This is a genomic window from Paenibacillus sp. Y916, assembly GCF_056786435.1.
Genome location: NZ_JBXCJA010000003.1, coordinates 205,389 through 229,392, shown reverse-complemented (window position 1 = coordinate 229,392; position 24,004 = coordinate 205,389). Strand labels below are relative to the sequence as shown.

Annotated in this window: 22 protein-coding genes and 2 riboswitches; of the genes, 15 read left to right on the top strand and 7 right to left on the bottom strand. The window is 40.5% G+C overall.

The features are described 5' to 3' along the window. Positions 1–3: 3 nt before the first annotated feature. On the bottom strand, positions 4–1,314 hold the full coding sequence (locus tag AC1TO9_RS09100; RefSeq protein ID WP_482055844.1) for a Spo0B domain-containing protein: 1,311 nt from the start codon (positions 1,312–1,314) through the stop codon (positions 4–6). Between the two features lie 443 nt (positions 1,315–1,757). Between AC1TO9_RS09100 and AC1TO9_RS09095 the strand changes: the two genes are divergently transcribed. The 5 genes from AC1TO9_RS09095 (at position 1,758) to AC1TO9_RS09075 (ending at position 6,662) form a co-directional block, all read left to right on the top strand. Next, the gene (locus AC1TO9_RS09095) at positions 1,758–2,453 is read left to right on the top strand and encodes a response regulator (RefSeq protein WP_482055843.1); all 696 of its coding nucleotides are present in this window, start codon (positions 1,758–1,760) and stop codon (positions 2,451–2,453) included. Then, positions 2,446–3,450 (top strand): sensor histidine kinase, encoded by a 1,005-nt coding sequence (locus AC1TO9_RS09090; protein WP_482055842.1) that lies wholly within the window; start codon positions 2,446–2,448, stop codon positions 3,448–3,450. The genes AC1TO9_RS09095 and AC1TO9_RS09090 overlap by 8 nt, the downstream gene beginning before the upstream one ends. A 107-nt stretch (positions 3,451–3,557) precedes the next feature. Next, entirely contained in the window at positions 3,558–4,319 is a 762-nt protein-coding gene (locus tag AC1TO9_RS09085; protein WP_482059144.1) for an ABC transporter ATP-binding protein, read from the top strand. After that, positions 4,309–6,255, top strand: coding sequence for an FtsX-like permease family protein (locus tag AC1TO9_RS09080; protein WP_482055841.1), 1,947 nt, complete (start codon positions 4,309–4,311; stop codon positions 6,253–6,255). The genes AC1TO9_RS09085 and AC1TO9_RS09080 overlap by 11 nt, the downstream gene beginning before the upstream one ends. A 230-nt stretch (positions 6,256–6,485) precedes the next feature. Next, positions 6,486–6,662 (top strand): hypothetical protein, encoded by a 177-nt coding sequence (locus AC1TO9_RS09075; RefSeq protein WP_482058956.1) that lies wholly within the window; start codon positions 6,486–6,488, stop codon positions 6,660–6,662. 108 nt (positions 6,663–6,770) lie between these two features. On the opposite strand, the gene AC1TO9_RS09070 is transcribed toward AC1TO9_RS09075, so the two are convergent. Both AC1TO9_RS09070 and AC1TO9_RS09065 read right to left on the bottom strand, forming a co-directional pair. Beyond that, positions 6,771–7,286 (bottom strand): DUF2179 domain-containing protein, encoded by a 516-nt coding sequence (locus AC1TO9_RS09070; protein ID WP_482055839.1) that lies wholly within the window; start codon positions 7,284–7,286, stop codon positions 6,771–6,773. Positions 7,287–7,384: 98 nt separating this feature from the next. Further along, positions 7,385–8,131 (bottom strand): PHP-associated domain-containing protein, encoded by a 747-nt coding sequence (locus tag AC1TO9_RS09065; RefSeq protein WP_482058955.1) that lies wholly within the window; start codon positions 8,129–8,131, stop codon positions 7,385–7,387. Between the two features lie 236 nt (positions 8,132–8,367). On the opposite strand from AC1TO9_RS09065, the gene AC1TO9_RS09060 reads away from it, so the two are divergent. The 5 genes from AC1TO9_RS09060 (at position 8,368) to AC1TO9_RS09040 (ending at position 13,546) form a co-directional block, all read left to right on the top strand. Beyond that, positions 8,368–9,243 (top strand): DUF8171 family membrane protein, encoded by an 876-nt coding sequence (locus AC1TO9_RS09060; RefSeq protein WP_482055837.1) that lies wholly within the window; start codon positions 8,368–8,370, stop codon positions 9,241–9,243. Beyond that, the gene (locus AC1TO9_RS09055) at positions 9,243–11,012 is read left to right on the top strand and encodes an ABC transporter ATP-binding protein (protein WP_482055836.1); all 1,770 of its coding nucleotides are present in this window, start codon (positions 9,243–9,245) and stop codon (positions 11,010–11,012) included. The genes AC1TO9_RS09060 and AC1TO9_RS09055 overlap by 1 nt, the downstream gene beginning before the upstream one ends. After that, the gene (locus AC1TO9_RS09050) at positions 10,999–11,838 is read left to right on the top strand and encodes an energy-coupling factor transporter transmembrane component T family protein (protein ID WP_482058954.1); all 840 of its coding nucleotides are present in this window, start codon (positions 10,999–11,001) and stop codon (positions 11,836–11,838) included. The genes AC1TO9_RS09055 and AC1TO9_RS09050 overlap by 14 nt, the downstream gene beginning before the upstream one ends. Before the next feature lie 17 nt (positions 11,839–11,855). Then, on the top strand, positions 11,856–12,614 hold the full coding sequence (locus tag AC1TO9_RS09045; RefSeq protein ID WP_482058953.1) for a PHP-associated domain-containing protein: 759 nt from the start codon (positions 11,856–11,858) through the stop codon (positions 12,612–12,614). A gap of 95 nt (positions 12,615–12,709) precedes the next feature. Next, positions 12,710–13,546 carry a MurR/RpiR family transcriptional regulator gene (locus AC1TO9_RS09040; RefSeq protein ID WP_482058952.1) on the top strand — a complete coding sequence of 279 codons (837 nt, stop codon included), beginning with the start codon at positions 12,710–12,712 and terminating at the stop codon, positions 13,544–13,546. A gap of 109 nt (positions 13,547–13,655) precedes the next feature. Here AC1TO9_RS09040 and AC1TO9_RS09035 read toward each other — a convergent pair whose 3' ends face one another. After that, positions 13,656–15,116: a DHA2 family efflux MFS transporter permease subunit gene (locus AC1TO9_RS09035; protein WP_482059143.1), complete on the bottom strand. Its 1,461-nt coding sequence runs from the start codon at positions 15,114–15,116 to the stop codon at positions 13,656–13,658. A 329-nt stretch (positions 15,117–15,445) separates the two neighbouring features. On the opposite strand from AC1TO9_RS09035, the gene AC1TO9_RS09030 reads away from it, so the two are divergent. From AC1TO9_RS09030 to AC1TO9_RS09015, 4 genes are all read left to right on the top strand, one after another. Beyond that, positions 15,446–16,333: a TetR/AcrR family transcriptional regulator gene (locus tag AC1TO9_RS09030; RefSeq protein ID WP_482058951.1), complete on the top strand. Its 888-nt coding sequence runs from the start codon at positions 15,446–15,448 to the stop codon at positions 16,331–16,333. Positions 16,334–16,559: 226 nt separating this feature from the next. Beyond that, positions 16,560–17,066 (top strand): RNA polymerase sigma factor, encoded by a 507-nt coding sequence (locus AC1TO9_RS09025; protein WP_482058950.1) that lies wholly within the window; start codon positions 16,560–16,562, stop codon positions 17,064–17,066. Between the two features lies 1 nt (position 17,067). Next, complete coding sequence (gene rsiV, locus AC1TO9_RS09020) at positions 17,068–17,949, top strand: anti-sigma-V factor RsiV (RefSeq protein WP_482058949.1); 882 nt, start codon at positions 17,068–17,070, stop codon at positions 17,947–17,949. 100 nt (positions 17,950–18,049) lie between these two features. Beyond that, the gene (locus tag AC1TO9_RS09015) at positions 18,050–19,762 is read left to right on the top strand and encodes an ABC transporter ATP-binding protein (RefSeq protein WP_482058948.1); all 1,713 of its coding nucleotides are present in this window, start codon (positions 18,050–18,052) and stop codon (positions 19,760–19,762) included. A 142-nt stretch (positions 19,763–19,904) separates the two neighbouring features. Here AC1TO9_RS09015 and AC1TO9_RS09010 read toward each other — a convergent pair whose 3' ends face one another. The 3 genes from AC1TO9_RS09010 to AC1TO9_RS09000 form a co-directional block, all read right to left on the bottom strand. Next, entirely contained in the window at positions 19,905–20,750 is an 846-nt protein-coding gene (locus tag AC1TO9_RS09010) for a VOC family protein (RefSeq protein ID WP_482058947.1), read from the bottom strand. A 144-nt stretch (positions 20,751–20,894) separates the two neighbouring features. Next, complete coding sequence (locus AC1TO9_RS09005) at positions 20,895–21,869, bottom strand: aldo/keto reductase (RefSeq protein WP_482055827.1); 975 nt, start codon at positions 21,867–21,869, stop codon at positions 20,895–20,897. A 156-nt stretch (positions 21,870–22,025) separates the two neighbouring features. Continuing rightward, positions 22,026–22,742 carry a hypothetical protein gene (locus AC1TO9_RS09000; protein ID WP_482058946.1) on the bottom strand — a complete coding sequence of 239 codons (717 nt, stop codon included), beginning with the start codon at positions 22,740–22,742 and terminating at the stop codon, positions 22,026–22,028. Between the two features lie 241 nt (positions 22,743–22,983). Then, positions 22,984–23,070, top strand: a riboswitch (cyclic di-GMP riboswitch). A gap of 96 nt (positions 23,071–23,166) precedes the next feature. Further along, positions 23,167–23,254: riboswitch (cyclic di-GMP riboswitch) on the top strand. A gap of 57 nt (positions 23,255–23,311) precedes the next feature. Here AC1TO9_RS09000 and AC1TO9_RS08995 point away from each other — a divergent pair. Next, a complete protein-coding gene (locus AC1TO9_RS08995; RefSeq protein ID WP_482058945.1) occupies positions 23,312–23,962 on the top strand; it encodes an anthrax toxin lethal factor-related metalloendopeptidase in 651 nt (216 codons plus the stop codon). Positions 23,963–24,004 lie beyond the last annotated feature (42 nt).

The following is a 24,004-nucleotide window of genomic DNA, read 5'->3' as shown; positions in this document are numbered from 1 at the left end:
CTCCTACATCGTAATCTGAATAATAACTTTATCTTTTTCATAATGACAATCGATATCGCCCTTGTATAACTCAACTGTTCTCATAATAATCATTAATCCATTACCTCTTGGAATTCCGGTACTTTCCTTGGTTGTATATCCATATTGAAATAGATTTTTTTGTTCTTTGGTCGTAAGTTCGGCTGGGTTCTCTACGGTGAATATATATTTCGCTTCAACTATTTTGCATGTGACATGAATTTGTTTAGGTTGGTCCCCAAAGTACGACTCCGTTGCTTCGATCGCATTATCCAGAAGATTAGAATAGATTCTCGCCAAGTCCATAGACGCTACCCTAGTATAATTATCTTGATCGACTTCAAAGTTCATTTGTATGTTTTTAGTCTGTGCAAGTTCCCACTTACTTTGGAATAATACCATTAGAATCGGATTCTTAATTCGTAACGACATCTCTGAAACTTTGGATTCTTTCGTCAGCTGTTTTAAATAATCGTTCACTTTGTCGTACAACTTCAAGTGCATTAATCCACTTAGTACTTGGAGATGATTCATCATGTCATGTCTGCTTGATTTGATCGTATCTATCACTTTTCCAAGTTCAGAGATGTACATCTCTTCTGTTTGTTCCAGGTCTCTTCTGAACCGTGCCTTATACCATTTGTTCAATATAAATACTACCATCAACAATACGATAGCAAACAATATATCAATAACATAGATAAAAAGATTGCTCTTCACAACTTGTTTACTTACTTGTTCTAATTCCTTGGCATCAATATCAATTCCAATCACGCCAAGTATTGCCCCATTATCACTATAAAATGGTACCCCAATAGATAAGTAAGAGCCGTTATGATCATCCTTAATGATATCCGTATAATAACTTTTACCATCCTTAGCCTGCCTCACTTGTTCAGAAGGAACCGTGCAAGGTATACCTATTGGAAAATCCACTGTTGTTGAATTTAATCCAGTAATCATAACTTTGGAGACATCCGTCTCGTCTAACATTAAAACATAGATGTAAGTCGCATTCATTCTATAACGATATTGTTCTAAATATAGGCTTATTCCCTGACGATCTTCACCATCTTGTTTGGTTAATAGAAACCTTTCGTAGGCAACCTTATCCAATCCAGCTGCGATATTCTCAGCCATTCCAATATACTGCTTGGCGAGTGCAACTTGCGCGGATTTATTAGTAGTATAGTAAGAGCTATATAGCTTAACACTTGTTAGGATACTCAGTGCAACAATAGAGACAATAATAAGATATATCGTTCTTTTATTGACAAGAAGTTTGTTAAGTTTCATTATCTAGTCCCTTTTCCTTATAAATTTAATATAATTTTCTAAATATATAGGACATATTACTGCCAGCTTGTCCATTTCGATCATATATATAGATCAAATTAATTACTTCTATAGTGTAACGCATTTCAATAGAAATGGTTTGCCGTTTTATGAAGTATTTCATTTATTTATTGTGATACTAATCTAGAAATCTCATTATAAAGAAAGAAATCGATATACTCAAACTATTCATTGAGAACAAAAAAAGGGACCGTTTCAGCGGAAATATAAGGATTAGAGTATCATGTGACCAGTCGGTGTCTTTTGTTATAAGCTATCCTTTTCAATATGACAACTTCATTTGTTATAATGACTTTGCGGCCTCATTGTACATCCTCTTATTTATAATAGGTATGCCTACGCATACCTAAGTAACATTTACTGTGAAGGGCAGGTGAAATCATTTGTTTAAACTCTTATTAATTGAAGATGACACAACACTATTTCATGAGATCAAGGATCGATTAGCTCATTGGTCTTATGATGTATATGGGATTACTGATTTCAGTAACGTCATTCGAGAATTTACAGACATTAAGCCTGATTTAGTCATTATTGACATTCAATTACCTAAATTCGATGGGTTTCATTGGTGCAGAATGATTCGATCCCATTCTAACATTCCGATCATATTCTTATCCTCTCGTGATCACCCAACGGATATCGTGATGTCTATGCAGCTTGGGGCGGATGACTATATCCAGAAGCCTTTTCACTTCGATGTGCTCATTGCCAAAGTTCAAGCCATTCTTCGCCGGGTATACAATTACAATACGGATACCATCGAACTCAAAACATGGTGCGGAGCAACGGTGGATTATGAGAAAAATACAGTCACCCATGATGCGAAATCCATTGAACTAACAAAGAATGAAATCTATGTGTTGAAGCTACTCATTGAGAACAAAAATAAAATTGTAACTCGTGAGGTTCTCATCAATAGCTTATGGGATGATAAACGTTTCGTAAGCGACAACACCTTGACGGTTAATGTGAATCGGCTACGAAAAAGATTGGACGAGCTTGGGTTAGGACGATTTATTGAGACGAAGATTGGACAAGGTTATATGGCTACTGAAGAGGCAAATGGATATGATTAAAAAGTATCTCGTGGAAAGACGTAGCTGGATCATGCTCTTTATACTTCTGCAACTACTTATCCTCTTTGTCTCTTTTTACGATTCAACGATCCCATTCCAATCCACACTCTATCTTGTTTTTCTATCCATGATTCTTTTTTCGAGTTTCTTCATTGTGCGCTACAACAAAGAAACCCGATTCTATAAGAGCTTAGAAGAACGAGACAACAATCTAGATTTAACGAGCATAGCTAGTCCAGACAGTCCCTTCGAGCATATGATTGAACAAAGCATGACGGATCAAGCTGAACTATTGAAACAAGCTGCCTCGCACAATCTTATGACGTTAGAACAGGAGAAAGATGACATCCTAGCTTGGATCCATGAAGTGAAGACACCGCTGACAGCTATGCACTTAATGATTGACCGTATAGACGATGAAACGATGAAGACTCATTTAACCTATGAATGGCTGCGAATTCATCTTCTGCTTGATCAACAGCTCCATCAACGACGTATCCCATTTATTGAGAATGATTTGTATATTGAACATACCGATTTAGAAACTATTATTTTCGATGAGATCAAAACATTACAATCCTGGTGTATTCACAAAGGAATCGGCCTTGACCTCAATTTAGAAGTACTGGAAGTGCTTAGTGATGCGAAATGGCTGGCCTTTATCCTCAGACAGCTCTTAACAAATGCGGTGAAATATAGCTCAGCATCTGACATCATCATTAACAGTTATAGACGAGGTGATCAGACAATTCTTGAGGTGAAAGACAGTGGTCGTGGCATTGACCCTAGAGATATTTCTCGCATATTCGATAAAGGATTCACATCAACGGCCCTACATCAAGACAATACGGCAACAGGCATGGGGTTATATTTAGCACACAAAGCTGCGAAGTCATTACTCATCCAAATCCATGTACAATCAGAACTTGGCGTTGGAACGACGTTCACATGCACTTTTCCACAAAAGAATGAATTCGTTCATATCACAGGCGTGTGACAACAATGTCACATGCTTATGTGTTTTGTTACATCAATCGAAGGATAAGAAAGACGAACCCTTTTATAATAAGGATATTGAGTACAAAGAAAAGGGAGTTGTTCGATATCGTTATTCTAGAAGCAAATAAAATTCATAAGAGTTATGGCAATAAGTTCAATAAACAAGAAGTGTTAAGTGGTCTAGATCTTGTTATTGAAGAGGGTGAATTCGTTAGTATTATGGGCGCATCAGGTTCCGGGAAGACAACATTGCTTAACGTTCTCTCTTCGATTGATAAGATTAGTAACGGTACGATCAAGATCGAAGGAAGAGAGATCTCTGGTATGAAGGAGAAGCAATTAGCTGAATTTCGTAAGAACCATTTAGGTTTTATTTTTCAAGAATATAACTTACTAGATACGCTGACAGTCAAAGAAAACATCCTTCTACCGTTATCCATTACAAAGACGCCGAGGAAAGAAGCTGAACGGAAGTTTGATGCGGTTGCGACCGAATTGGGCATTGCTGATATACGAAATAAGTATCCCAATGAAATCTCCGGAGGGCAAAAGCAGCGTACTTCCGCCGCACGGGCTTTCATTCATGAACCGAGTATCATTTTTGCTGACGAACCGACCGGTGCTCTTGATTCCAAATCTGCTTCTGATTTATTAAACAAGATGAGCGATTTAAATCAGAAACGAAAAGCAACGATTATTATGGTAACTCATGATTCTGTAGCCGCTAGTTATTGTAGTAGAGTCATCTTCATTAAAGACGGACAAATTTATACACAATTAAATAAAGGCGAGGAAACAAGGCAAGCCTTCTTTAAAGACATCATGAAAACACAAAGTGTATTAGGCGGGGTGCAGAATGAGCATTAACGAACTCATCTTTCGCAATCTGCGGAAGAATCTGAAGAATTATTACCTCTATGTATTCGCCTTAATCTTTAGCGCTGCCCTTTATTTCGCATTTGTCACGTTGCAGTACGACCCATCCATGGATGAAACCGCAGGATCAATTAAAGGAGGTGCTGCGATTAAAGCGGCCTCTGTCCTACTTGTGGCTATCGTTTCTATTTTTCTTTTATACGCCAACAATATTTTCATCAAACGACGTAGCAAGGAAATTGGCCTATTTCAATTAATAGGGATGACCAAGAACAAGATCTTCCGTATCCTTACGGCTGAGAATTTCATCCTTTATTTCGGCTCCATCACTGTGGGAATCTTTGTCGGTTTTTCCGTTTCAAAGTTAATCATCATGATTTTATTTAAAATTGTAGGGGTCGAAGCTATCGCAACGCTTCAGTTCTCTACCCAAGCGCTCATTCAGACACTGATTGTCTTTGGTGTGATCTACCTCTTGATTATGTTGATGAATATGGTGTTTATCAAAAGGCAAAGTATTCTTTCCTTATTTAGAGTGAGATCTGTAACAGAAGGAAAAGTAAAAAGGGTCTCCTTCCTTGAAATGATCATTGGAATTGTTGGCATTGTATTCATCCTTCTGGGCTATTATATATCATCGAAATTGTTTAGCGGAGACTTCATAACGATGAATGAACTATTAGGTGCAATGATCTTTATTCTAGCGTCTGTCATCATCGGGACTTATCTTTTCTATAAAGGATCTGTCACTTTTATATTTAATATCATCCGCAAGAAGAAAAACGGTTACTTAAATATTAATGAAGTATTGTCCCTGTCATCCATTATGTTCCGCATGAAATCCAATGCCGTATTATTAACCATTATTACGACGGTATCTGCCCTTGCAATTGGTTTGTTGTCTTTAAGTTATATCTCGTACTACTCTGCTGAGAAGTCGGCGAAGACTTATGTTCCAGCAGATTTCTCAATTACCGATACCCTAGATGCCCAAGCATTTAAAGATGCCTTGGACATCAATGGAATACAGTATACCGATCAAATGATTGATGTCATTCAAGTAGATGTCAATGTAGAGAACATATTAGAGATGAATGCGGAAGGCATGCTCTTTGATCCGAATATCATGACTATGCCAGTGATTAGTGAACATTCGCTCCAAAGTATCGAACTGTCTGCGGATGAGACTGCTTTTACTGGATCTAGTGGAATGCTACAGCAAATGATGTCTATGAAGGATTCTGGATTCATTGAATTAAAGGGTCAGCATGACGTTATTCCGCAACAGTATAAAAGTATCAATATAGCTTCCCCTGTTTCAGGGTATTTCACGGGTGGTGGCTTGCCTGTTGCTATTGTGGACGAAGCCATATTTGAACGTTTGAAAATGGATATCGATCTAGCCATTCAAAAGGACTCTACCGTATATATCGGAATTGATATTAAAGATAAAGGTCATATTAAAGAGGCAAATGAACTTTTTAAAGGACTAGGATTCGATACTAAGCGCGCCTATGATTCTCAATTAGGAATGAGTAACAACCAGAAACAAACGATGGGACTCATTATGTTTATCGTGGGATTCCTAGGTCTAACCTTTCTGATTACATCCGGATGTATTCTGTATTTCAAACAAATGGATGAGAGTGAAGATGAAAAGGCCAGTTATACCATTCTAAGAAAACTCGGATTCACACAGGGTGATTTGTTAAAAGGAATTCAAATGAAACAACTCTTTAATTTCGGAATTCCACTAGTCGTCGGGCTACTCCATAGCTATTTCGCCGTCCAATCAGGATGGTTCATGTTCGGCACAGAGCTTTGGACACCGATGATTATGGTGATGGTGCTATATACTGCACTGTATTCGATCTTTGGCATATTATCCGTGTTTCATTATAAGAAGGTGATCAAAGAAGCGCTATAGAAGGAGTAGGAGACTTCCGATCCTTATTGAATTGCACTTTCAAGCGTACGAAGGGACCGTTTCAGCACCAATTATGGTGACGAAACGGTCCTTCTTTGATTCATGATGTCACCTTGTCATTCATTTGAAACGCTTATGTATAAATAGCTCAGAATTGCAAACGATAAGCCATGCTTTCAATCATAAAGCTTATGCTTGAATACCAATAAGCTTACGAAGGAGGAACGATCATGACAAAACCCGATGGTCAAGATCCCAATGGACATTACAGAAACGACAATAATAACCAAAGTCCTGCTAAGGTCCATGGTGGTGAATTAAAAAGCGGCCGATTGAGTCAAATCAAGAATAATAATCCGACAGACGATGATACACCAAATGAATACATCAATAAATCAGAAGACTAAGGAATGGAGTAGTACGATATATTATTCCCGATGATCTTATATGCATCGGGAATTGAAGTGAATTGGACGTAGGTATTTTTACAATAAGAGATCTGGGTTCTAGTATATCTATCGTTTGATCGCCTTCGTCCAAAATCCCCCGTGGATTTGATTCGGTTCATGGAAGATAACAAATGCTTTCGGATCGAGACTAATAATCAAATCGTTCAGATGCTTTTGATTTTTGCGTCTAGCCAATATCTCCATAATAAGTCGATCTCCATCTCGTCCTTGTCCGAGCCAAGAAGTTACCCCATAGCCCGCTTCACGTATTACTTGCGCCATTTGCTCATCCGGTTTGTTGCTGATTACCTTTAATGTGATATATCCAAGCGCAAGCTTCTCCTCGATCCATGATCCTACCAGCACACCCAAGGCATAACCAATCGCATAAACAGCTAAACTTGCAAAGTGATCTAAATATGACAGAACTAGATTCAAACCTAACACATAAATCGTTACTTCCAATGTACTAATTAAAGCAGCTATATACTTCTGGCCTTTCAAGGTCAATATCATACGTAAGGTGAAAGCCGATACGTACACAATCTGAATAACAAATATTAGGATCAAAATCTTAAACACTCATAGTTCCCCCTTTGATGTAGGTCTTGCACGATGAAAATTTTTGGTTTTCATAAAATTCTGTTATAGCCTATGCGTTATGTTAACACAGATCATGATTACATATTCATCTTATATCTCGCCTGTTCTACCTCAGCCGATTTCACCTTCGAATGAAGATGTTGCGAAATGTGATAGTCATAAGCCCCTAACCGTATGGCATTACGCAACTGATCAATCGTGTCACAACGTTGTTCAAATTGATTATACACACTTCCGAATTGCAATGGCTGATGTGTATCACTGCCCGTGATGACCGGTAATCCGATAAGCTCTGCCAGAGCGTTTACCTTTCCCTCCATATTCAGTCCATAATGATGTAAATCCCTACCGTTCAAATCGAAGGCATCCAATCGCTCCAGCACTTCCCGCTTCATATGGTACAGAGGATTCAAATCGCGAAACGGGTGAGCCCCAATACTAACACAACCGTGCTCATCACTCAGATCCAGCAATGGATCCATTCCAATATAGTTACCTTCCGTTGTATGTCCTTCCAGTCTCGAGCGGACCTTAACGATACTCTCCCTCGTTCCGATCAACAGAATATGCCCCTTCTCGGCCACATCAACTTCCATTCCGGGAAATACCTTTATCCCTTCAACAATATAATAATCCTCAACATATCGGCAATGACGGTCTAACATATCGTAAATATCGTAGAACCGATGTGTGTTGAAATGCTCCGTTAATGCTATGGCATCCAACTGATTTTCACTGGCCTCCTTCATCATAGTTCGAAAATATTCATAGGAAAATTCAATATTTTTTGACCATTTAGCATGTGTATGCAAATCAATTCTCACTTCATAACCGCCCCTTTATCGACATCATTAAAACGTTATATGTTTATTATAATGAAAGTTTATTTTCATATGCAACAACATGAAAAAATTTAACGCATAAATAACATTGTCTTAACAGTCTGATAACAAACTTACCCTATTCTATAAAGAGAAGACGTAAACAACATATATCCTAACTTACAATGCAGTCTTTTGGACCACTAGTTGGCCATCTAACACTTTTAGGGGGAACGAAAATGAACGCTGGATCCATGAAGAAGCGCTGGGAGTTAACGTCACAGCAAAAACTTATGATTTTCATTTTATCCATGTCTTTGTACGGTATTTCGAACATGATTACGGAGCTTTTACCGGAATTAAAGATTGGTCCTATTGAACTTAAAGTTGAATACTTCATTTTCATTCCACTTTTATTCGCTATTCTGTTTAACCCTCTATATGCAGCTTTAGGGGCTTGTGTTGGAGAAATTATTTTTGGAGAACTACTACTAGGTCAGTTCGGAGGGTTAGGAGAGTTAGAGAAATTTATCGAATTCTCACTTGCCATATTTATCGCTGGGATGCTTGTGACGAATCCGTCCAACAAACGTCAACTGGCCATTGCCGCCTATGTCGCTATAGGGATCGACCAACTGCTCGGTACCATCGTCGATATCGCTAAAGTATATTTTGGAATCGAAGAACTCGAAGCCGTTCCTGGACTTCCTGAGAGCATATTAGCTATCGAAGGTTTCGCTTTTCTAAATGCCATGGTGATCTCTGGAACATTATTCGCATTACTCCCGACGCTATACCTGGTCCCGCGTCTGTACGGTAAGGTTGAACCCCTACTCGGTATGAAGCCTCGCGATGGACGTGCGACTACATCTATTAGCGATTTCGTCACACCAAGATTACTCATTCTAGGTATTCTATTGTTCGTCGTAGCAGGTGCAGCAGAGTTTATGGCAGAATCGGACATTAACTTTATTGACTGGGAATCGGATTTCATTGCTGGTATGGGTAATGGCGCGATATGGATCAGCATGGGCGTCGCAGCCGTTATTTTCATTACAACGTTACTATGGGCCTCCAATAAAAGGTCAAATAAACGGAAGGGTGAAGCAGCTTAATGATGAATTCATCAACGGAAGAACAACCGATTATTCAACTCAACAATGTGACCTTCCGTTATCCTGGTGCACAATCCAATTCCCTAGAACAAGTTAGTCTAACGATTAACCGTGGTGATTTCATAGCTATCGCAGGAAGTAATGGAAGTGGGAAATCGACGCTTTGCAAATGCTTTAACGGTCTAATTCCCACTTATTATTCCGGTGATATGGAAGGAACGGTGATGATTGGTGAGCATCTTACATCGGAACGAAGCGTTGCCGAGCTCTCTAAGGATGTCGCCTACGTATTCCAGGACTTCGAGAATCAATTGGTACGTCCCACTGTTTACGATGAAGTCTGCTTCGCACCACTTAACTTCGGGTTCGAGGACTATAAGGAAAAAGGTATGCTTGCACTACAAATGCTCGAAATTGAACACTTGCAGAAAGAGTGGATATGGCAACTAAGTGGTGGGCAGAAACATATGGCTGCACTAGCTGCAGCCTTATCTCTGAATCCCGATATTATCATCGTGGATGAACCGGTAGCGCAGCTTGATCCTGCTCATGCACGTATTATTTATGAGAAGCTTAAACTGTTGAATGAAAAGTACGGAAAAACCATTATCGTCATTGAGCATCACACCGAATTTATCGCCGATTACTGCCGCAAGATCGTTCTTATGGAAGCCGGCGGTAGAATCCGGTGGGTGAAACCTGTCTCCGAAGGATTGTCTGCGGTCACGGAGCTTAACGAGATGAATATTCAGCCTCCACAAGTGACTCAAGCGTTCCATGCTCTTTGTAGCGAACAAGATAAGAAACCAGGAACCGTGTACCCAATAACGATTGAAGAAGCGGTTGCCCATTGGGCACCGCTCGGAATAAGTACTTCACGGGATTTGACCCAGGCTAAGCAGGACCTGCCTACAGGAGTAACTTCCCTCGAACCGCTTGTCCGTCTCGAGGGAGTAACCAGTGGTTATCAAGGCATCGACCGTAAGCAGAAACCCGTAATTCGCGGCATCGATCTGGACATTTACGAAGGGGAGCGAATCGCACTGATTGGCAACAACGGCGCAGGTAAATCTACTTTATTACGACTGATCTCAGGGATACGTCGTCCTTGGGAAGGCAAGGTAACCGTCTGTGGTACAGACACCCGTAAAACAACACCAGAACAATTATCCGACCAAGTAGCCTTCCTCTTCCAGAATCCCGAGGAAATGTTCATTGCCGATAACATTCGCCAAGATGTATCTTACTTCCTAGATGCTAGAAAACAAGAGGGAATCGATTCATTCGTGGACGAGGTGCTAGAAAAATTTAAATTAACCGATTTGCAAGAGCGAGATGGACGGTTACTCAGTGGCGGACAACAACGACGTGCGACGCTCGCGATCGGAATGGCTATGCGCCCGACCATCATGCTACTCGACGAACCAACCGCGAGTCTCGACATTGCCAGCCGTAAGGAAATGACCCTATTGTTCGATACTCTCCATGATCATATCAAGGCCGTCGTCGTAGCTACACATGACATGCAACTTGTGGCGGATTGGGCCACTCGGGTTATTGTCATGAATGAAGGCCAGATCTTACTCGACACAGATAGCCGTACTGTATTTCAACATACGGATATTCTCGAACAAGCGGCATTGATTGCTCCACAGATCGTTCAATTAAGTGGGTGTCTTGGTATCGTGCCCGCCTGTTTATCTGTGGATGAATTCGTAGCTCATATGCAGCGAACACCAAGAAAGGAGCCTTCATATGGAATTAGTTGAGCAGCCCCACAAATCGACGCTCTGGGAAAAAATAAGTGTAGAAAGAATCAAGATTGAGCTGCTAAGAACAGCTTTCGGGCATTCTTTGACGTTCCTCTCAAAGTTTGACCCACGCATCCTCATCGGTTGGTATTCCTTCTTTGCGATTGCCCCTTGGTTTATTCATGACAAGACCGTACTCATCGGTATGTTACTAGCTATCGCTATCCTTACCTACACTTCGAAACCTAGCGTTCTTGTACTCATTGTTCTGGCCTTCGGACTACTCACCGACACCGCTTATATGCTGATCGTATCGCTGGCATTCGGTGGTGGACTCTCTGCCGCATGGGCACTGTCCACGCTAACACTGAAACTTCTAGTCATCGCGCTTGCGAGCATTGCTATCTTCTCCAGTATGGATCCTGAGAAACTTAGCGATGCCCTACTCAGTCTCGGTATGCCAGCCCAATTCAGCTTCGGTGTAGCGTACGGTTATCGGATGTTACCGATCCTAATTGAAGAATATAACAATCTACTTTACTCTTTCAGGCTTCGTGGACGCGCACCACTACGCAAGGGATTTCTAGGCTATCGATCACTCATTCATATCGGGAAAATATCCGTTCTAGCCTTTTATCCACTCATTCTCAATACGGCAAAGCGTACGCGAACAACCGTTGAAGCTTTGGAAGTGAAAGGTTTTACTTATGCCATCAAGGATCCAAAAGTCAAACGTATCAAACTAGCCTATTTAAAAATACTTCCACGAGATTATGTATTCATTACTATATCTGCTATATACGTAGCTCTTTTATTCTGGATAGGTAGTATCATCAATATATAATGATAGGAGCATTACCAATGAAAATCGATCTTCACTCTCATATCAAATTGACTAAAAAAATAACATTTTCTATTGAATATTTCCAAGAATCAATTCAAGAGGCTGTATTCAATGGGCTCAACGCTATTGCCATGACAGAACACTTTAACACCTACCATTTCCATGATATCTATGATGCGTTGGATCGCCATTATACATATATAGAAGATTATTACGACGTAGATGGGTTCAAAGTGTTCCCAGGCATGGAAATCGACGTCAAATTCGGAGGTCACATCCTCGTTATCGGTACGAGAGGCGCTATCTTGGAACTGCGTTCAAGACTCGAACCCCATACCGAAGCTGACAAATTCATAGGTTTCAAAAAGCTACTTGATTGGTGCGATGAATTATCGTTACTGAGAATCGGAGCTCATCCTTACCGGGAGAGTAACTCCCTAACCCAACATGATCCTGCATTACTCCGTCGACTTGATGGTTTCGATCTCAATGCCAAGGATCTATTCTCCTACGGCCCAACCATGAGAGATACTGTACAGGCGTTGGCTCATAGTATCGGTATTCCGATGGTTGCAGGTAGCGATACGCATCATCCTCTTCAATTCGGAAGTGTCCTCAACGAACTAGATGGCGACTATAACAAAGTCTCTGATCTATCCGCTTGTATCAAGCAGGGACGTTATCAGATCATAGTATCTCCATGTCTTGAGGAAAAAGTGAAGGGTGCAAACTTGATTAAGAAGCTTTTGAAACAGCACGGGAAATTGATTGTATAATCATACAGTTTGGAAAATCGGACTGAAGAAGATACAATGTGGATATTACTTTCTCAGTCATCATGGCTGGTTACTTACTCTATGGGAGGATGCCCATGAACAAGCTCGAATTCGAGATTCCATTTAATCAAATGTCCAAAAGCCAACAGAAAATTGCCGATTTTATCGCTAAATCACCTGAACGGATTCCTTTCTATACAGAAGAAGATATTGCGATCAAGACAGGTGTCAGCATTGCAACAGTATCTCGATTCTGGAAATCCATTGGGTATGATAATTTGAAATCATTCAAGAAATATTTGCAGGAAATACAGCATTCAACCCCAGCACGCAAAATGAAACATGTCTTGGACAAAACCGAGGGTGAAGTCGTCGTTCAGATGATTACCTCGGCAACGGTTAATTTGGAAGAAACGGCCAAGCGAATTTCTCATCAAGCGTTCGACCAAGCTGTAGAGGTGCTAAGCGTTGCGGAAAAGGTATATGTTCACGGACCGGGTTCCACTTCATGTCTAACTGATTTATTACGATTCCGACTGAATCGGATTGGCATTGACGTTCGGATTATGGCTCAAAGTGGGCATGAATTGCTGGAAAGTCTCGTCCATGCAGGTCACAATGACGTCGTTCTTTTCTTCGGCTTCGTTCGTAAATCCCCTGAAGCGACAGTCATTTTGGATCAAGCCTCCGAGTCTGGTTATACAACGATTCTGATTACGGATCTTCTACTCTCGGATATGATTAATGACAGCGACATCGTCCTCCAAGTGGACCGTGGTGACAGGGATGCCTTTCATTCCCTTGTGGCTCCAATGACCATTGTTGAGAGTCTTTCTATATCACTCGCTGGACATCGGGGAGAGTCGGCGATGGAGAAACTACAGCAGCTTCATGCAATGCGTAAGCATTACTCCTCGCTATTACCCAAGTAGAAAAATCCCATACAGAGGATAATGAAGCTCTTTAAGCGCAAAAAAACAACAAGCTCCAGACGCATAGGTACTGGAGCTTGTTGGTTATATCATTATCCTGGCAACATTCCTATTGATTCACTACTTCCTTACCAACCACTTTCTCTTGTTGCGGTTCTTCAGCTGGTTTGTATCTCTTGATAAAGAATGCCAGGATTAATGCCACAGCAGCTACTCCTGCTGACACTAGAAATGCATCATTAATTCCTTCAATAGTAGCTTGTGAAAGAATCTGTTGTTGTATTTCTGCTAACTCGCCGGGAGTAGGTGGTGTAGCTAGTTTGCTAACCGCTGCTCCCACCATTTCTTTTGCATGTGTGACGGTACGAGTGGACATAATGGTTACAAGTAACGCTCCACCAATAGCCCCTGATACTTGTGAAATGGTGCTGTTCATGGCTGTACCATGCGGTATAGCTTTTCCTGGTATGGAATTTAAGCCGTTAGTCATTACTGGCATCATAACCATCGAGATACCGAACATTCTCACGGTGTACAACATCATTAATGCCATATACTCCGTAGTATCTGTCAATTGACTGAAATAATAAGTAGAAATAATAACGATGGCTAGACCCGTAATTGATAATACCTTCGCTCCGAATTTATCAAATATTTTGCCTGTAATCGGTGACATTATCCCCATAACGATCGCTCCAGGTAACATAAGCAATCCGGAATCTAGAGGTGAGATTTCTCGAATGTTCTGAAGGTAGATAGGCATGAGCATCATAGCCGAGAACATCGCCATATTTAATGTAACCGAAATCGCGGAAGATAAGGCGAACATAGGATATTTATAGACTCTGAAGTCAAGCATAGGCTGTTTCATTTTCAATTGTTGTATAATGAAGACCGCTAAGGATATGACCCCGATAATAATTGTCGAGTATACAATTGGGGCATCCCATCCTTCATTTCCAGCTGAACTAAATCCGTATAATATCCCCCCAAACCCAATAGCTGATAAAACAATAGAGGGAACATTGATCTTAATATCCACTCTTTCTTTCACATCATGTAATTTAAAGAAGGCGAGAATGAATACTAATATGGCGATCGGTGAGATGATATGGAATAGTACTGGCCATGCATAGTGCTGAATAATCCATCCTGACAACGTTGGCCCGATAGCGGGTGCAAAGATCATAACTAACCCGAACATCCCCATGGCTGATCCGCGTTTCTCAGGTGGAAATGTCGTGAATAACACATTCATTAATAATGGCATCATAATCGCTGCCCCTGAGGCTTGAATCATTCTAGCCATCAATAGTATGGAGAAATTCGGTGAGAATCCTCCAATGAGAGTACCCACTGCAAATAACCCAATAGCGATTAAGAATAGTCGTCTCGCTGTATACTTTTGAATTAAAAAGGCTGTTGACGGAATCATAATACCATTCACTAGCATATATCCAGTCATTAACCACTGTACGGTTGGAGCCGACACAGCGAACTCTTTCATGATCGATGGTAAAGCTATATTGAGCAATGTATTACTTAACAATGCTACGAATGCACCAATCATTAGAATGGCTATGACCCCATATGATGGTTTTATTTGTTTTTCTTTTTCCTGCAATTTGAAATCCTCCTAATTATTCTAATTCAGTAACCGTATTATTATAGTAACACCCTCCAAGAGACTGGCGGTACAATTTTGGACTGTAGTTACAGCAGAATACATATTACACTCTTATCTTTTATTTGACAAGGGAAATTTACTGCAAACGATGTCATAGACAGACCCTATTTCGTTTAGCTTATTAACGGTGTCTAATTCAATTGTAATATGCGTCGAAATGGGCTAGTCTATTCTAGAATAAGAGTCCAGCTTAAAGGGGCATTGAAATTATTATGAATAAACGCAAAGAACATGTCATTCATAAAGCACATGAGTTATTTATCGAAAAAGGATACCATGCCACGTCTATTCAAGATATATTGAATCATAGTGGAATTTCCAAAGGATCCTTTTATAATTATTTTGATTCTAAGGGGGAGCTGTTTAAAGCTGTCTTTACCTCCATTCACAACCAACTTGAGGAAGAACGTAATGCTCTGCTCATTGGCGAAGATCTGTCTGATATACACATATTTACCGAACAAATTTATCTGACGATGATATTAAATAAAGAAAATAAAATATTACAACTTATAGATGATGTCATGGCTTCCAATGATCCAGAATTAATTAAGTTTATCAAACAATCCAAATTCTTCTTTTTAAAATGGGTACATAGCCGTTTCGTTCATATATTCCCTGAAGATAAAAAGCCTTATTTATTAGATAACGCTATTCTTTTTACAGGGATTCTGCAACATATGATTCAAACATGTCGTGCTATGAACGTATCTATCTCTCTGAAACAAATGATTGATTACTGTATGGAGCGTATTAAGGCCATTGTAGAAGAAGTAAGTACAAAGGGTATTCAAATGCTCTCACCAGATAAAATACACAAACTGAGTCCTAGCTCAGTTGGCACTGATTTTTTTAATAATGAACTTTCTATCGCAACACTAAGTTTGAAAAAAAGGATCGAAAAAGTACTGGGTGCCGATGTTCCGAAAATGTCCACGCATCTAAAGCTGTTATACTTTATCCAAGAGGAAATGGTGAACAACAAGGAACCACGGATCTTCTTAATTGAAAGTGCTCTATTATCTTTGAGTATTTGTCCCCAGATTAATGAAACGACGGAATTTGAAAAATATCATAACGTGTTATCTAAAATGATATGAAAAGACAAACCACTCCTAATCTGAACTGCACCCCGATTGTTAGACACAACTAACAATTGGAGATGCAGTTCAATCATGGGGTGGTTTCTTTAATTTAATCGGAAAGTTAAAACTTTTTAGGATTGCCCATACGTCCTACATATATAAACTATCACACACCCTATGAAAACTCAGCTTAGCACGTTCAAACAGGGATTTTCAAAGAAAGGAGAAGAAGCTTACCATCATGCATAACAGAAAAACAGAGAAATTGCTTATACGTTGTATAACGGATCACAAAGAGAACGTCTATCGGTTAGCGTTCAGCTACGTGAAGAATAAAGAGAATGCACTCGACATTGTGCAGGAATCGATCTGTAAAGCGATTGCTTCCATAGATTCACTCCATAATCCTGAAGTCGTCAAGAGCTGGTTCTATAGAATTGTAGTCAATACATCTTTAGATTTCTTGAGGAGGCAACAAAAGATTCAGTTCGTAGATGATAACATGTTAGAAGCTTATAGTCCTGGGCAGGTTGACGTTTATCCAGATATCGACTTAGAACGAACGTTGGACGATCTGCCCCATAAATATCGGAGTATTATTGTGCTTAGATATTTCGAAGATTTAAAAATTGAAGAAGTCGCAGAAGTATTACATGAGAATGTGAATACGATCAAGACAAGGTTGTATCAAGCTCTCCAATTATTGAGAATACAAATGAATGATGAAACTTCCAAGGAGGCAAAATAACATGGACCCTAAATTTAAACAACTACAAGATGAATATAATGACGTGCCTATTCCCGACGAATTAGATTTCATAGTAAAGAAAGCCTTAAACACTAGGAAGAAGAGAAAAGTCGGCTCTAAGTGGCTAGCTGGGGTTAGTACGGCAGCACTCGTGTTCGTTATCGGAATAAACGCCAGTACAACCATTGCGAATGCCCTGTCATCCATACCGGGTGTGGATAGTATCGTGAAGGTACTTACTTTTAAAGAATATACAATCGATGATGGAACCTATAATGCTGACTTAAAGGTACCCGCCATTACGAATCTAGGGAATGAGACATTGGAACAGAGTCTAAATGAGAAATACCTCAATGAAAACAAAAAGCTATATGATGAGTTCCAAACTAATATGGCAGCTTTAAAAGAAAATGGTGGTGGTCATTTAGGGATAGATACGGGGTACGAAATTCTAACGGATAATGAACAAATACTTTCCATCAGCAGATATGAAGTAAATACCGTAGGTTCATCTTCAACAACGATGCAATATGACACGATCGATAAGGTGAATCAAATATTATTGAGCCTGCCTATGCTATTTAAGGATGATCAATATATCACAGTCATTAGCGACAATATCAAAGAACAGATGAGTACACAAATGAAAGCAGATCCTGATAAAATATATTGGCTTGCAACTGAGACTAATAAAATCGAAAGTATGGTAGATCCGTTCGATAGTATCACGAAAGATACCCATTTCTATATTAATAATGAAGGTAAATTAGTCATTTCTTTTAATAAGTATGATGTCGCTCCAGGTTATATGGGTATTGTGGAATTTATCATTCCAACAGACGTCCTCTCTGATGTTCTAATCGACCCACTGTATATTCACTAATAATGAACTAATCTTGTGATATTGTTTCTCATCTTCTACAATGCATGATAGGATAGTTAGATAATTCATAATCATTGTAGAAGGAAGAGAGTGATAGCAGTTGTTACGTCGTTTTTTCACCTATTATCGTCCATATAAAGGTCTTTTTATATTGGATTTCGCCTGTGCTATTATCGCAGGATTGCTAGAACTAGTTTTTCCACTTGCTGTTAGCAAGTTCATTGATGACTTATTACCTAGTGGGGATTGGTCGCTGATCGTGTGGGCATGTATCGCCTTACTGGCTATCTATGTAGTGAATACGATTCTGAACTATATCGTTACGTACTGGGGTCATATGTTGGGGATCAATATTGAGACAGATATGCGTCGCAAAATGTTCAGTCATATCCAAAAACTCTCATTCCGTTTTTTCGACAATAATAAGACTGGCCATCTAATGGGTAGAATCACAAATGACCTGAATGATGTTGGCGAGTTAGCGCATCATGGACCAGAGGATGTATTCATTGCCGTAATGACGCTCGTTGGTTCTTTCTCATTAATGGCTTACATCAATCTAGAACTTGCGTTGATCACATTCATCATCGTGCCGCTAATGGCATGGCTTGTCATCTACTTCGGTAAAAAGATGACATCCACATATAGCAGCCTATTCGGGAAAGTCGGTAATTTCAATGCTCGAATCGAAGATAATGTCGGTGGTATCCGTGTCGTACAATCATTCGCTAACGAGAGCCACGAAGAGGAGCTATTCGCAGTCGATAATCAGAATTATCGCAAGACCAAACTACTAGCCTATAAGACAATGGCCAAGAGTATCTCCATTAGTTATATGATGATGCGTCTGATTACGATCTTCGTCATGATCTGTGGTGCTTGGTTCTTCATACAAGGCGACCTCGATCTGGGCGAATTCATGGCCTTCATCTTATTATCTAACATCTTCTTCCGTCCGATTGAGAAGATTAATGCCGTTGTTGAGAGTTACCCTAAGGGAATTGCCGGATTCAAACGATACACAGAAATACTCGATACCGATCCCGACGTTGCTGATTCTTCTAATGCTGTTACAGTAGATAGCGTACAAGGAAATATTCACTTCGAGAATATCACCTTCGGTTATGAAGCGGATAGAACCATTCTCCGTAATCTTGATCTGACGATCCAGGCTGGAGAGACCATCGCCTTCGTGGGTCCATCGGGAGCAGGTAAGACGACAATCTGTAGCCTTCTGCCTCGATTCTATGATGTCGATGCTGGGCGAATCACCATTGACGGCATGGATATCAAACAATTCAAGATACAATCCCTTCGCAAGCATATCGGGATTGTCCAGCAAGATGTCTTCCTATTCTCAGGTACCATCCGAGAGAATATTGCGTATGGAGATCTGAAAGCATCCGATGAACAGATTTGGGAAGCAGCGCGTAGAGCGTCTCTTGCTGAACTTATTCGCAGTCTACCGGAAGGATTGGATACCATTATCGGTGAACGGGGAGTAAAAATGTCTGGCGGCCAGAAGCAACGCTTATCCATTGCTCGTATGTTTCTTAAGAATCCACCGATTCTTATTCTCGATGAGGCAACCTCAGCGCTGGATACGGAGACAGAAGCAGCGATTCAACAATCACTCGCGGAACTGTCTGTGGGCCGCACAACATTAGTTATTGCGCATCGCTTATCGACCATCCGTCATGCTGACCGTATCGTCGTCGTTAATGAGCACGGCATAGCTGAACAAGGCAAACACGAGGAACTGATTACCTCTGACGGAGCCTACAGTCGCCTGCATCAGTTGCAACCAAGCTAATAAGATACAAAGAAGACGCCTTTGGGCGTCTTCTTTGTCATGGGGGAGGGACATCCATATTACGTTATTTATTAAGTGCCTTCCGTACAGCAGGTGCTACCTCTGTCGCTAACCGCTCCATGTGATCTTCTCCGACTTATTCTCAAATAACTAATCGTATCCGATTGCCCGCTGGGTCACTCGTTACATATCCATCCGAGTCTTTCGTGACGGTCGCACCGAATTGTTCCAGCTTAGTAACCGCGCTAAGTCTCACTTCTTCATTAGGATACACGAGAGTGTACCAATTCAATCCAACCATATTCTTCGGTGGCGTCGGTACACCTGTACCCTGCCATGTATTTATCGCAAGATGATGGTGATATTCCCCAGTAGACATGAATGCAGCCTGCGGATAATATGATACGGTCTTGAATCCAAGAGCATCATGATAGAATTGCTCTGTCTGCTTAATGTTCGCTACATGAAGGTGCATATGTCCCATAATGGCTCCCGATGATAGCTTGCTCCATAGCTCATTACTTTCCGCAAGGATCGCCTGAGCGTCGATCTGGAGCGTGGCCATTTCCACCAAGCCATTATTCCATTTCCATTCCGAAGAAGGACGATCCCAATATACCTCAATCCCATTCCCATCAGGATCTGTAATATACAATGCCTCACTCACAACATGATCTCCAGCCCCAAATGGATACTTGGTCTGAATCAAATGTCGTAAGAATACAGCAAGGTCCCCACGCTCCGGAAGCAATATTGCAAAATGGTACAACCCCGAATAGCGCCCGCCAAGAGGAATAACGTCTGACGGTTGCTCAAGAGTAACTAATGCCGTCTTTCCATTGACTGTCAGAACAGCGCGACTAGCCGTTCTTTCTAATACGCTTAGACCAATAATATCCTCATAAAATGTTATTGCACGATCTAACTCTTGGACCTTAATATTGACCTCTCCAACATAGATATTCGGTTCTTGATGAAATTTACTCATATGTCACATACCCTTCATGTTTATTTTATAGCAGCATTAATTAAGTTAGTAACTATATTTATATAATACAATGTGATGGCTATAAAGTAAAGCACCTTATTATATAAAAAGGGCCACATCCTATAAGAATGTGGCCGAAGTTACTTAAGGGAGACGATACACAGCGAATGGTTCACCATAACGGGATGGATTACTAATCTCATCCAACTGCTGGGTTACTGTTGAATCAAGGTTTATCTCAACACTTTTCAAGTTATCCTCTAGTTGTTCAATACGTGTCGCACCCACAATCACTGTTGAGACAGCAGGTCGATCCATAAGCCATGCTAGCGATAATACACTAGGAGTATAGCCGTGCTCTACTGCAAGCTTGCTCACATTCTGTCCAAGTGTTACCGTACTCTCATTAAGGAATCTATTGAAGTTCGGATCCGTAACAGCTCTTGAGGTTGGAGGTGCCTTATCTATTGAAGTGTACTTCCCGCTTAGTATGCCACCTGCCAGTGGAAAATATGGGATGATACCTACCCCCTGATCTAAACAGAAAGGAACAAGCTCCTGTTCCGGTGTACGATCTGCAAGAGAATAACTAATCTGCGTTGAGACATAGCGCAGATACCCTTTGTTCTCACTAATACCTATCGCCTTCATTAATTCCCAGGCCGCATAATTAGATGCACCAATATAACGAACCTTCCCCGAGCGAACCATATCATCCAAAGTTCGTAATGTTTCTTCTAACGGGGTATTAGGATCAAATGTATGAATTTGATACACATCAATATAATCTGTTTGCAAACGTCTAAGACTATTCTCTAACTCATGTTGCAAATGATAGCGGGATGAGCCCCTCTTATTCGGGCCCTTCCCGTTCACTAAACCAGCTTTTGTTGCTAATACGACATTGTCGCGTCTTCCGCCCAATGCTTGTCCAATAATCCTCTCCGATTCAGAGCCCGCATAAATATTAGCTGTATCAATAAAGTTAATGCCACTATCTAAAGCATGATGAATAATCTTGGTAGATGTTTCTTGATCCGCCCGTTTTCCAAACGCATTTGTCCCCAATCCCAATGCCGATACCTCTAGTCCACTATTTCCGAGACGACGATATTTCAAGTTAATCTTCTCCTTTATTAATTACATTTATCATGCTCATATATGCTTCCATCTTACCCTCCTACTTAAATCTCCTCAATAGCTCCTGTAGGAGACAACAGAAAGACAGCTACGATCGTGCTGTAGCTGTCTTCATCCAACCTTATTAATCTACTCTTAGGGTGTCCATTGATCATGGATAATACCTACTAGCGCACGATCCACGCCTATCTTCTCGAACACAAGACGTAGACTGCGCCAATCTATCACATCAACAGATTGATCAATACCAGCAATATGGTATTCAACGAAGTCATACTGCTCCTCCGAATATACTTCCTTCAGATTATAGATCATGGCGCCTTCTCCCAATCCCTCATTCACAGCAATCTGCGCATCTTTCATGAAGTCTGCATCGTAGACGAACCGATTGTAGTACTCTGCGAACGTCAACTTGATCTCCTCGCCAGAACCAGGGAATGTCCGCCACATCCACTCCTTAGGTTCCTGCATTGCAGTCCCTAACTCATCTCTTGTAAATATGAGATCCTTATCAGTATCAATATGACCATACGGTGTGAAGCGGATGCCCTTCTCTGGGTGTGCCCATGCAGCAACCGTGCTCATGTCACTATCCTTAAGAGCTCTCATAATTGTTGTTGCAGCTTCTAACACGGTCGGTGGCATGCCCTCCTCTGGAGATGGGGCTGTTTGCTCCTGCGGTAGTTCCTCTTGTAGTTGTTCCCCTATTTGATCCTGTGGCTGCAATTCCGGTGCTTGTTCTTGTATCTGTTCCTTCGTATCTGGCACCACATTCGTTGTGTCATTACACCCAACAAGCATGAATATTGCAATTCCCGCAACCATCCATCCTAAATTTCTCATTCTGAACATTTATTTATCCCCTTTCTCCTATACGTTCTCTTACACGCTTATGTCTTTACTTTCTAAGACGCATATGATCTTAAAAGGTTGCAAAAAAAACGAAACCGACTATGCCTTCCAGTCAATTATCAGAGTTCCAACAATGGAGTGGTTTTCTTGTTAATTCAGATAACTTCATCTTGACTATTCAATCTATTAATATTACTATTAATATTAGATGATAGTGATAGATTCAATTCCTAATTTAATATATTGATAAAGGCAAACCCATTGAAAAATGGCGACGCAAAACTATAGGGGCTACCGCGATACTTCGCTATGCCAGCCAGTTACCGATATAGAAGTGCAACGTTAATCGTTGTTATCCAACCCTTCTTACTTCGGTAAGAGGGGTTTTTGCGTACTTATATATCAATTTCATATGTCAACCCCGTATTGACAAAGGCAAACCCATTGAAAGATGGTGGCGCAAAACTAAAGGAGCTACCGCGACATTGTCGCTATGCTAGCCAGTTACCGATATTGAAGCTCAACGTCCTCTATTCATAGATTCGTTGGCTCTAGGAGGAACATTTATAATGAAATGGACAAAACATATATTAACTATACTTATCATATTCACATTAATTGGGGCACTACCTACACAAACTGTTCAAGCTAAAAATGTATTACTTGATCAATTAGTTATTTTGCCAACAGGTAATTATAACGTGAAAGAGGCAGACGCAATGATTGGGCGGCTCGAGAAAATCCCAGCTCCTATCTTGAAGTCGTTGTCCGATAAAGGTGTAAAAATTAAATTAACCAATGATATCATTACCAACGTTCCTGAATTACTCTACTTAAAAGGTGTAACACCAAGAGGTTGGGAAGGTACTGGATTAACATGGGATGATGTCCCTGGTGTCAGCGAGAAGGTTGTCGTTGTCCGCATCGGTTATAGCAAAAAAGGAAAAGGCCACAGCTCCTTCAACCTAGAGATCCATGAAACAATGCATGCTGTAGATCGTTTCGTATTTAACGGAGCAAGTAGTAAGGAAGATTTCAAGAACATATTTAACAAAGAAGCAAATATTAACTATAACAAAGATGGCTACGTATCTGTTTATCCAGAGGAATATTTCGCTGAAGCAGCTAGCCTATACTTATATAATGATACAACACGTGAAGAATTGAAGAAGAGCACGCCGTTAACTTATAATTATATGGACAAGCTGTTCAATAGTTAATCTTATATAAACAAAAACTCCCCTCTGATTGAACAGAGAGGA

Excerpts from the sequence above, each read along its gene's own strand:
- AC1TO9_RS09100 (WP_482055844.1), bottom strand. The coding sequence starts at position 1,314 with ATGAAACTTAACAAACTTCTTGTCAATAAAAGAACGATATATCTTATT.
- AC1TO9_RS09090 (WP_482055842.1), top strand. The coding sequence starts at position 2,446 with ATGATTAAAAAGTATCTCGTGGAAAGACGTAGCTGGATCATGCTCTTT.
- AC1TO9_RS09080 (WP_482055841.1), top strand. The coding sequence starts at position 4,309 with ATGAGCATTAACGAACTCATCTTTCGCAATCTGCGGAAGAATCTGAAG.
- AC1TO9_RS09075 (WP_482058956.1), top strand. The coding sequence starts at position 6,486 with ATGACAAAACCCGATGGTCAAGATCCCAATGGACATTACAGAAACGAC.
- AC1TO9_RS09060 (WP_482055837.1), top strand. The coding sequence starts at position 8,368 with ATGAACGCTGGATCCATGAAGAAGCGCTGGGAGTTAACGTCACAGCAA.
- AC1TO9_RS09055 (WP_482055836.1), top strand. The coding sequence starts at position 9,243 with ATGATGAATTCATCAACGGAAGAACAACCGATTATTCAACTCAACAAT.
- AC1TO9_RS09050 (WP_482058954.1), top strand. The coding sequence starts at position 10,999 with ATGGAATTAGTTGAGCAGCCCCACAAATCGACGCTCTGGGAAAAAATA.
- AC1TO9_RS09045 (WP_482058953.1), top strand. The coding sequence starts at position 11,856 with ATGAAAATCGATCTTCACTCTCATATCAAATTGACTAAAAAAATAACA.
- AC1TO9_RS09040 (WP_482058952.1), top strand. The coding sequence starts at position 12,710 with ATGAACAAGCTCGAATTCGAGATTCCATTTAATCAAATGTCCAAAAGC.
- AC1TO9_RS09035 (WP_482059143.1), bottom strand. The coding sequence starts at position 15,116 with ATGATTGGTGCATTCGTAGCATTGTTAAGTAATACATTGCTCAATATA.
- AC1TO9_RS09030 (WP_482058951.1), top strand. The coding sequence starts at position 15,446 with ATGAATAAACGCAAAGAACATGTCATTCATAAAGCACATGAGTTATTT.
- AC1TO9_RS09025 (WP_482058950.1), top strand. The coding sequence starts at position 16,560 with ATGCATAACAGAAAAACAGAGAAATTGCTTATACGTTGTATAACGGAT.
- rsiV (WP_482058949.1), top strand. The coding sequence starts at position 17,068 with ATGGACCCTAAATTTAAACAACTACAAGATGAATATAATGACGTGCCT.
- AC1TO9_RS09010 (WP_482058947.1), bottom strand. The coding sequence starts at position 20,750 with ATGAGTAAATTTCATCAAGAACCGAATATCTATGTTGGAGAGGTCAAT.
- AC1TO9_RS09000 (WP_482058946.1), bottom strand. The coding sequence starts at position 22,742 with ATGTTCAGAATGAGAAATTTAGGATGGATGGTTGCGGGAATTGCAATA.
- AC1TO9_RS08995 (WP_482058945.1), top strand. The coding sequence starts at position 23,312 with ATGAAATGGACAAAACATATATTAACTATACTTATCATATTCACATTA.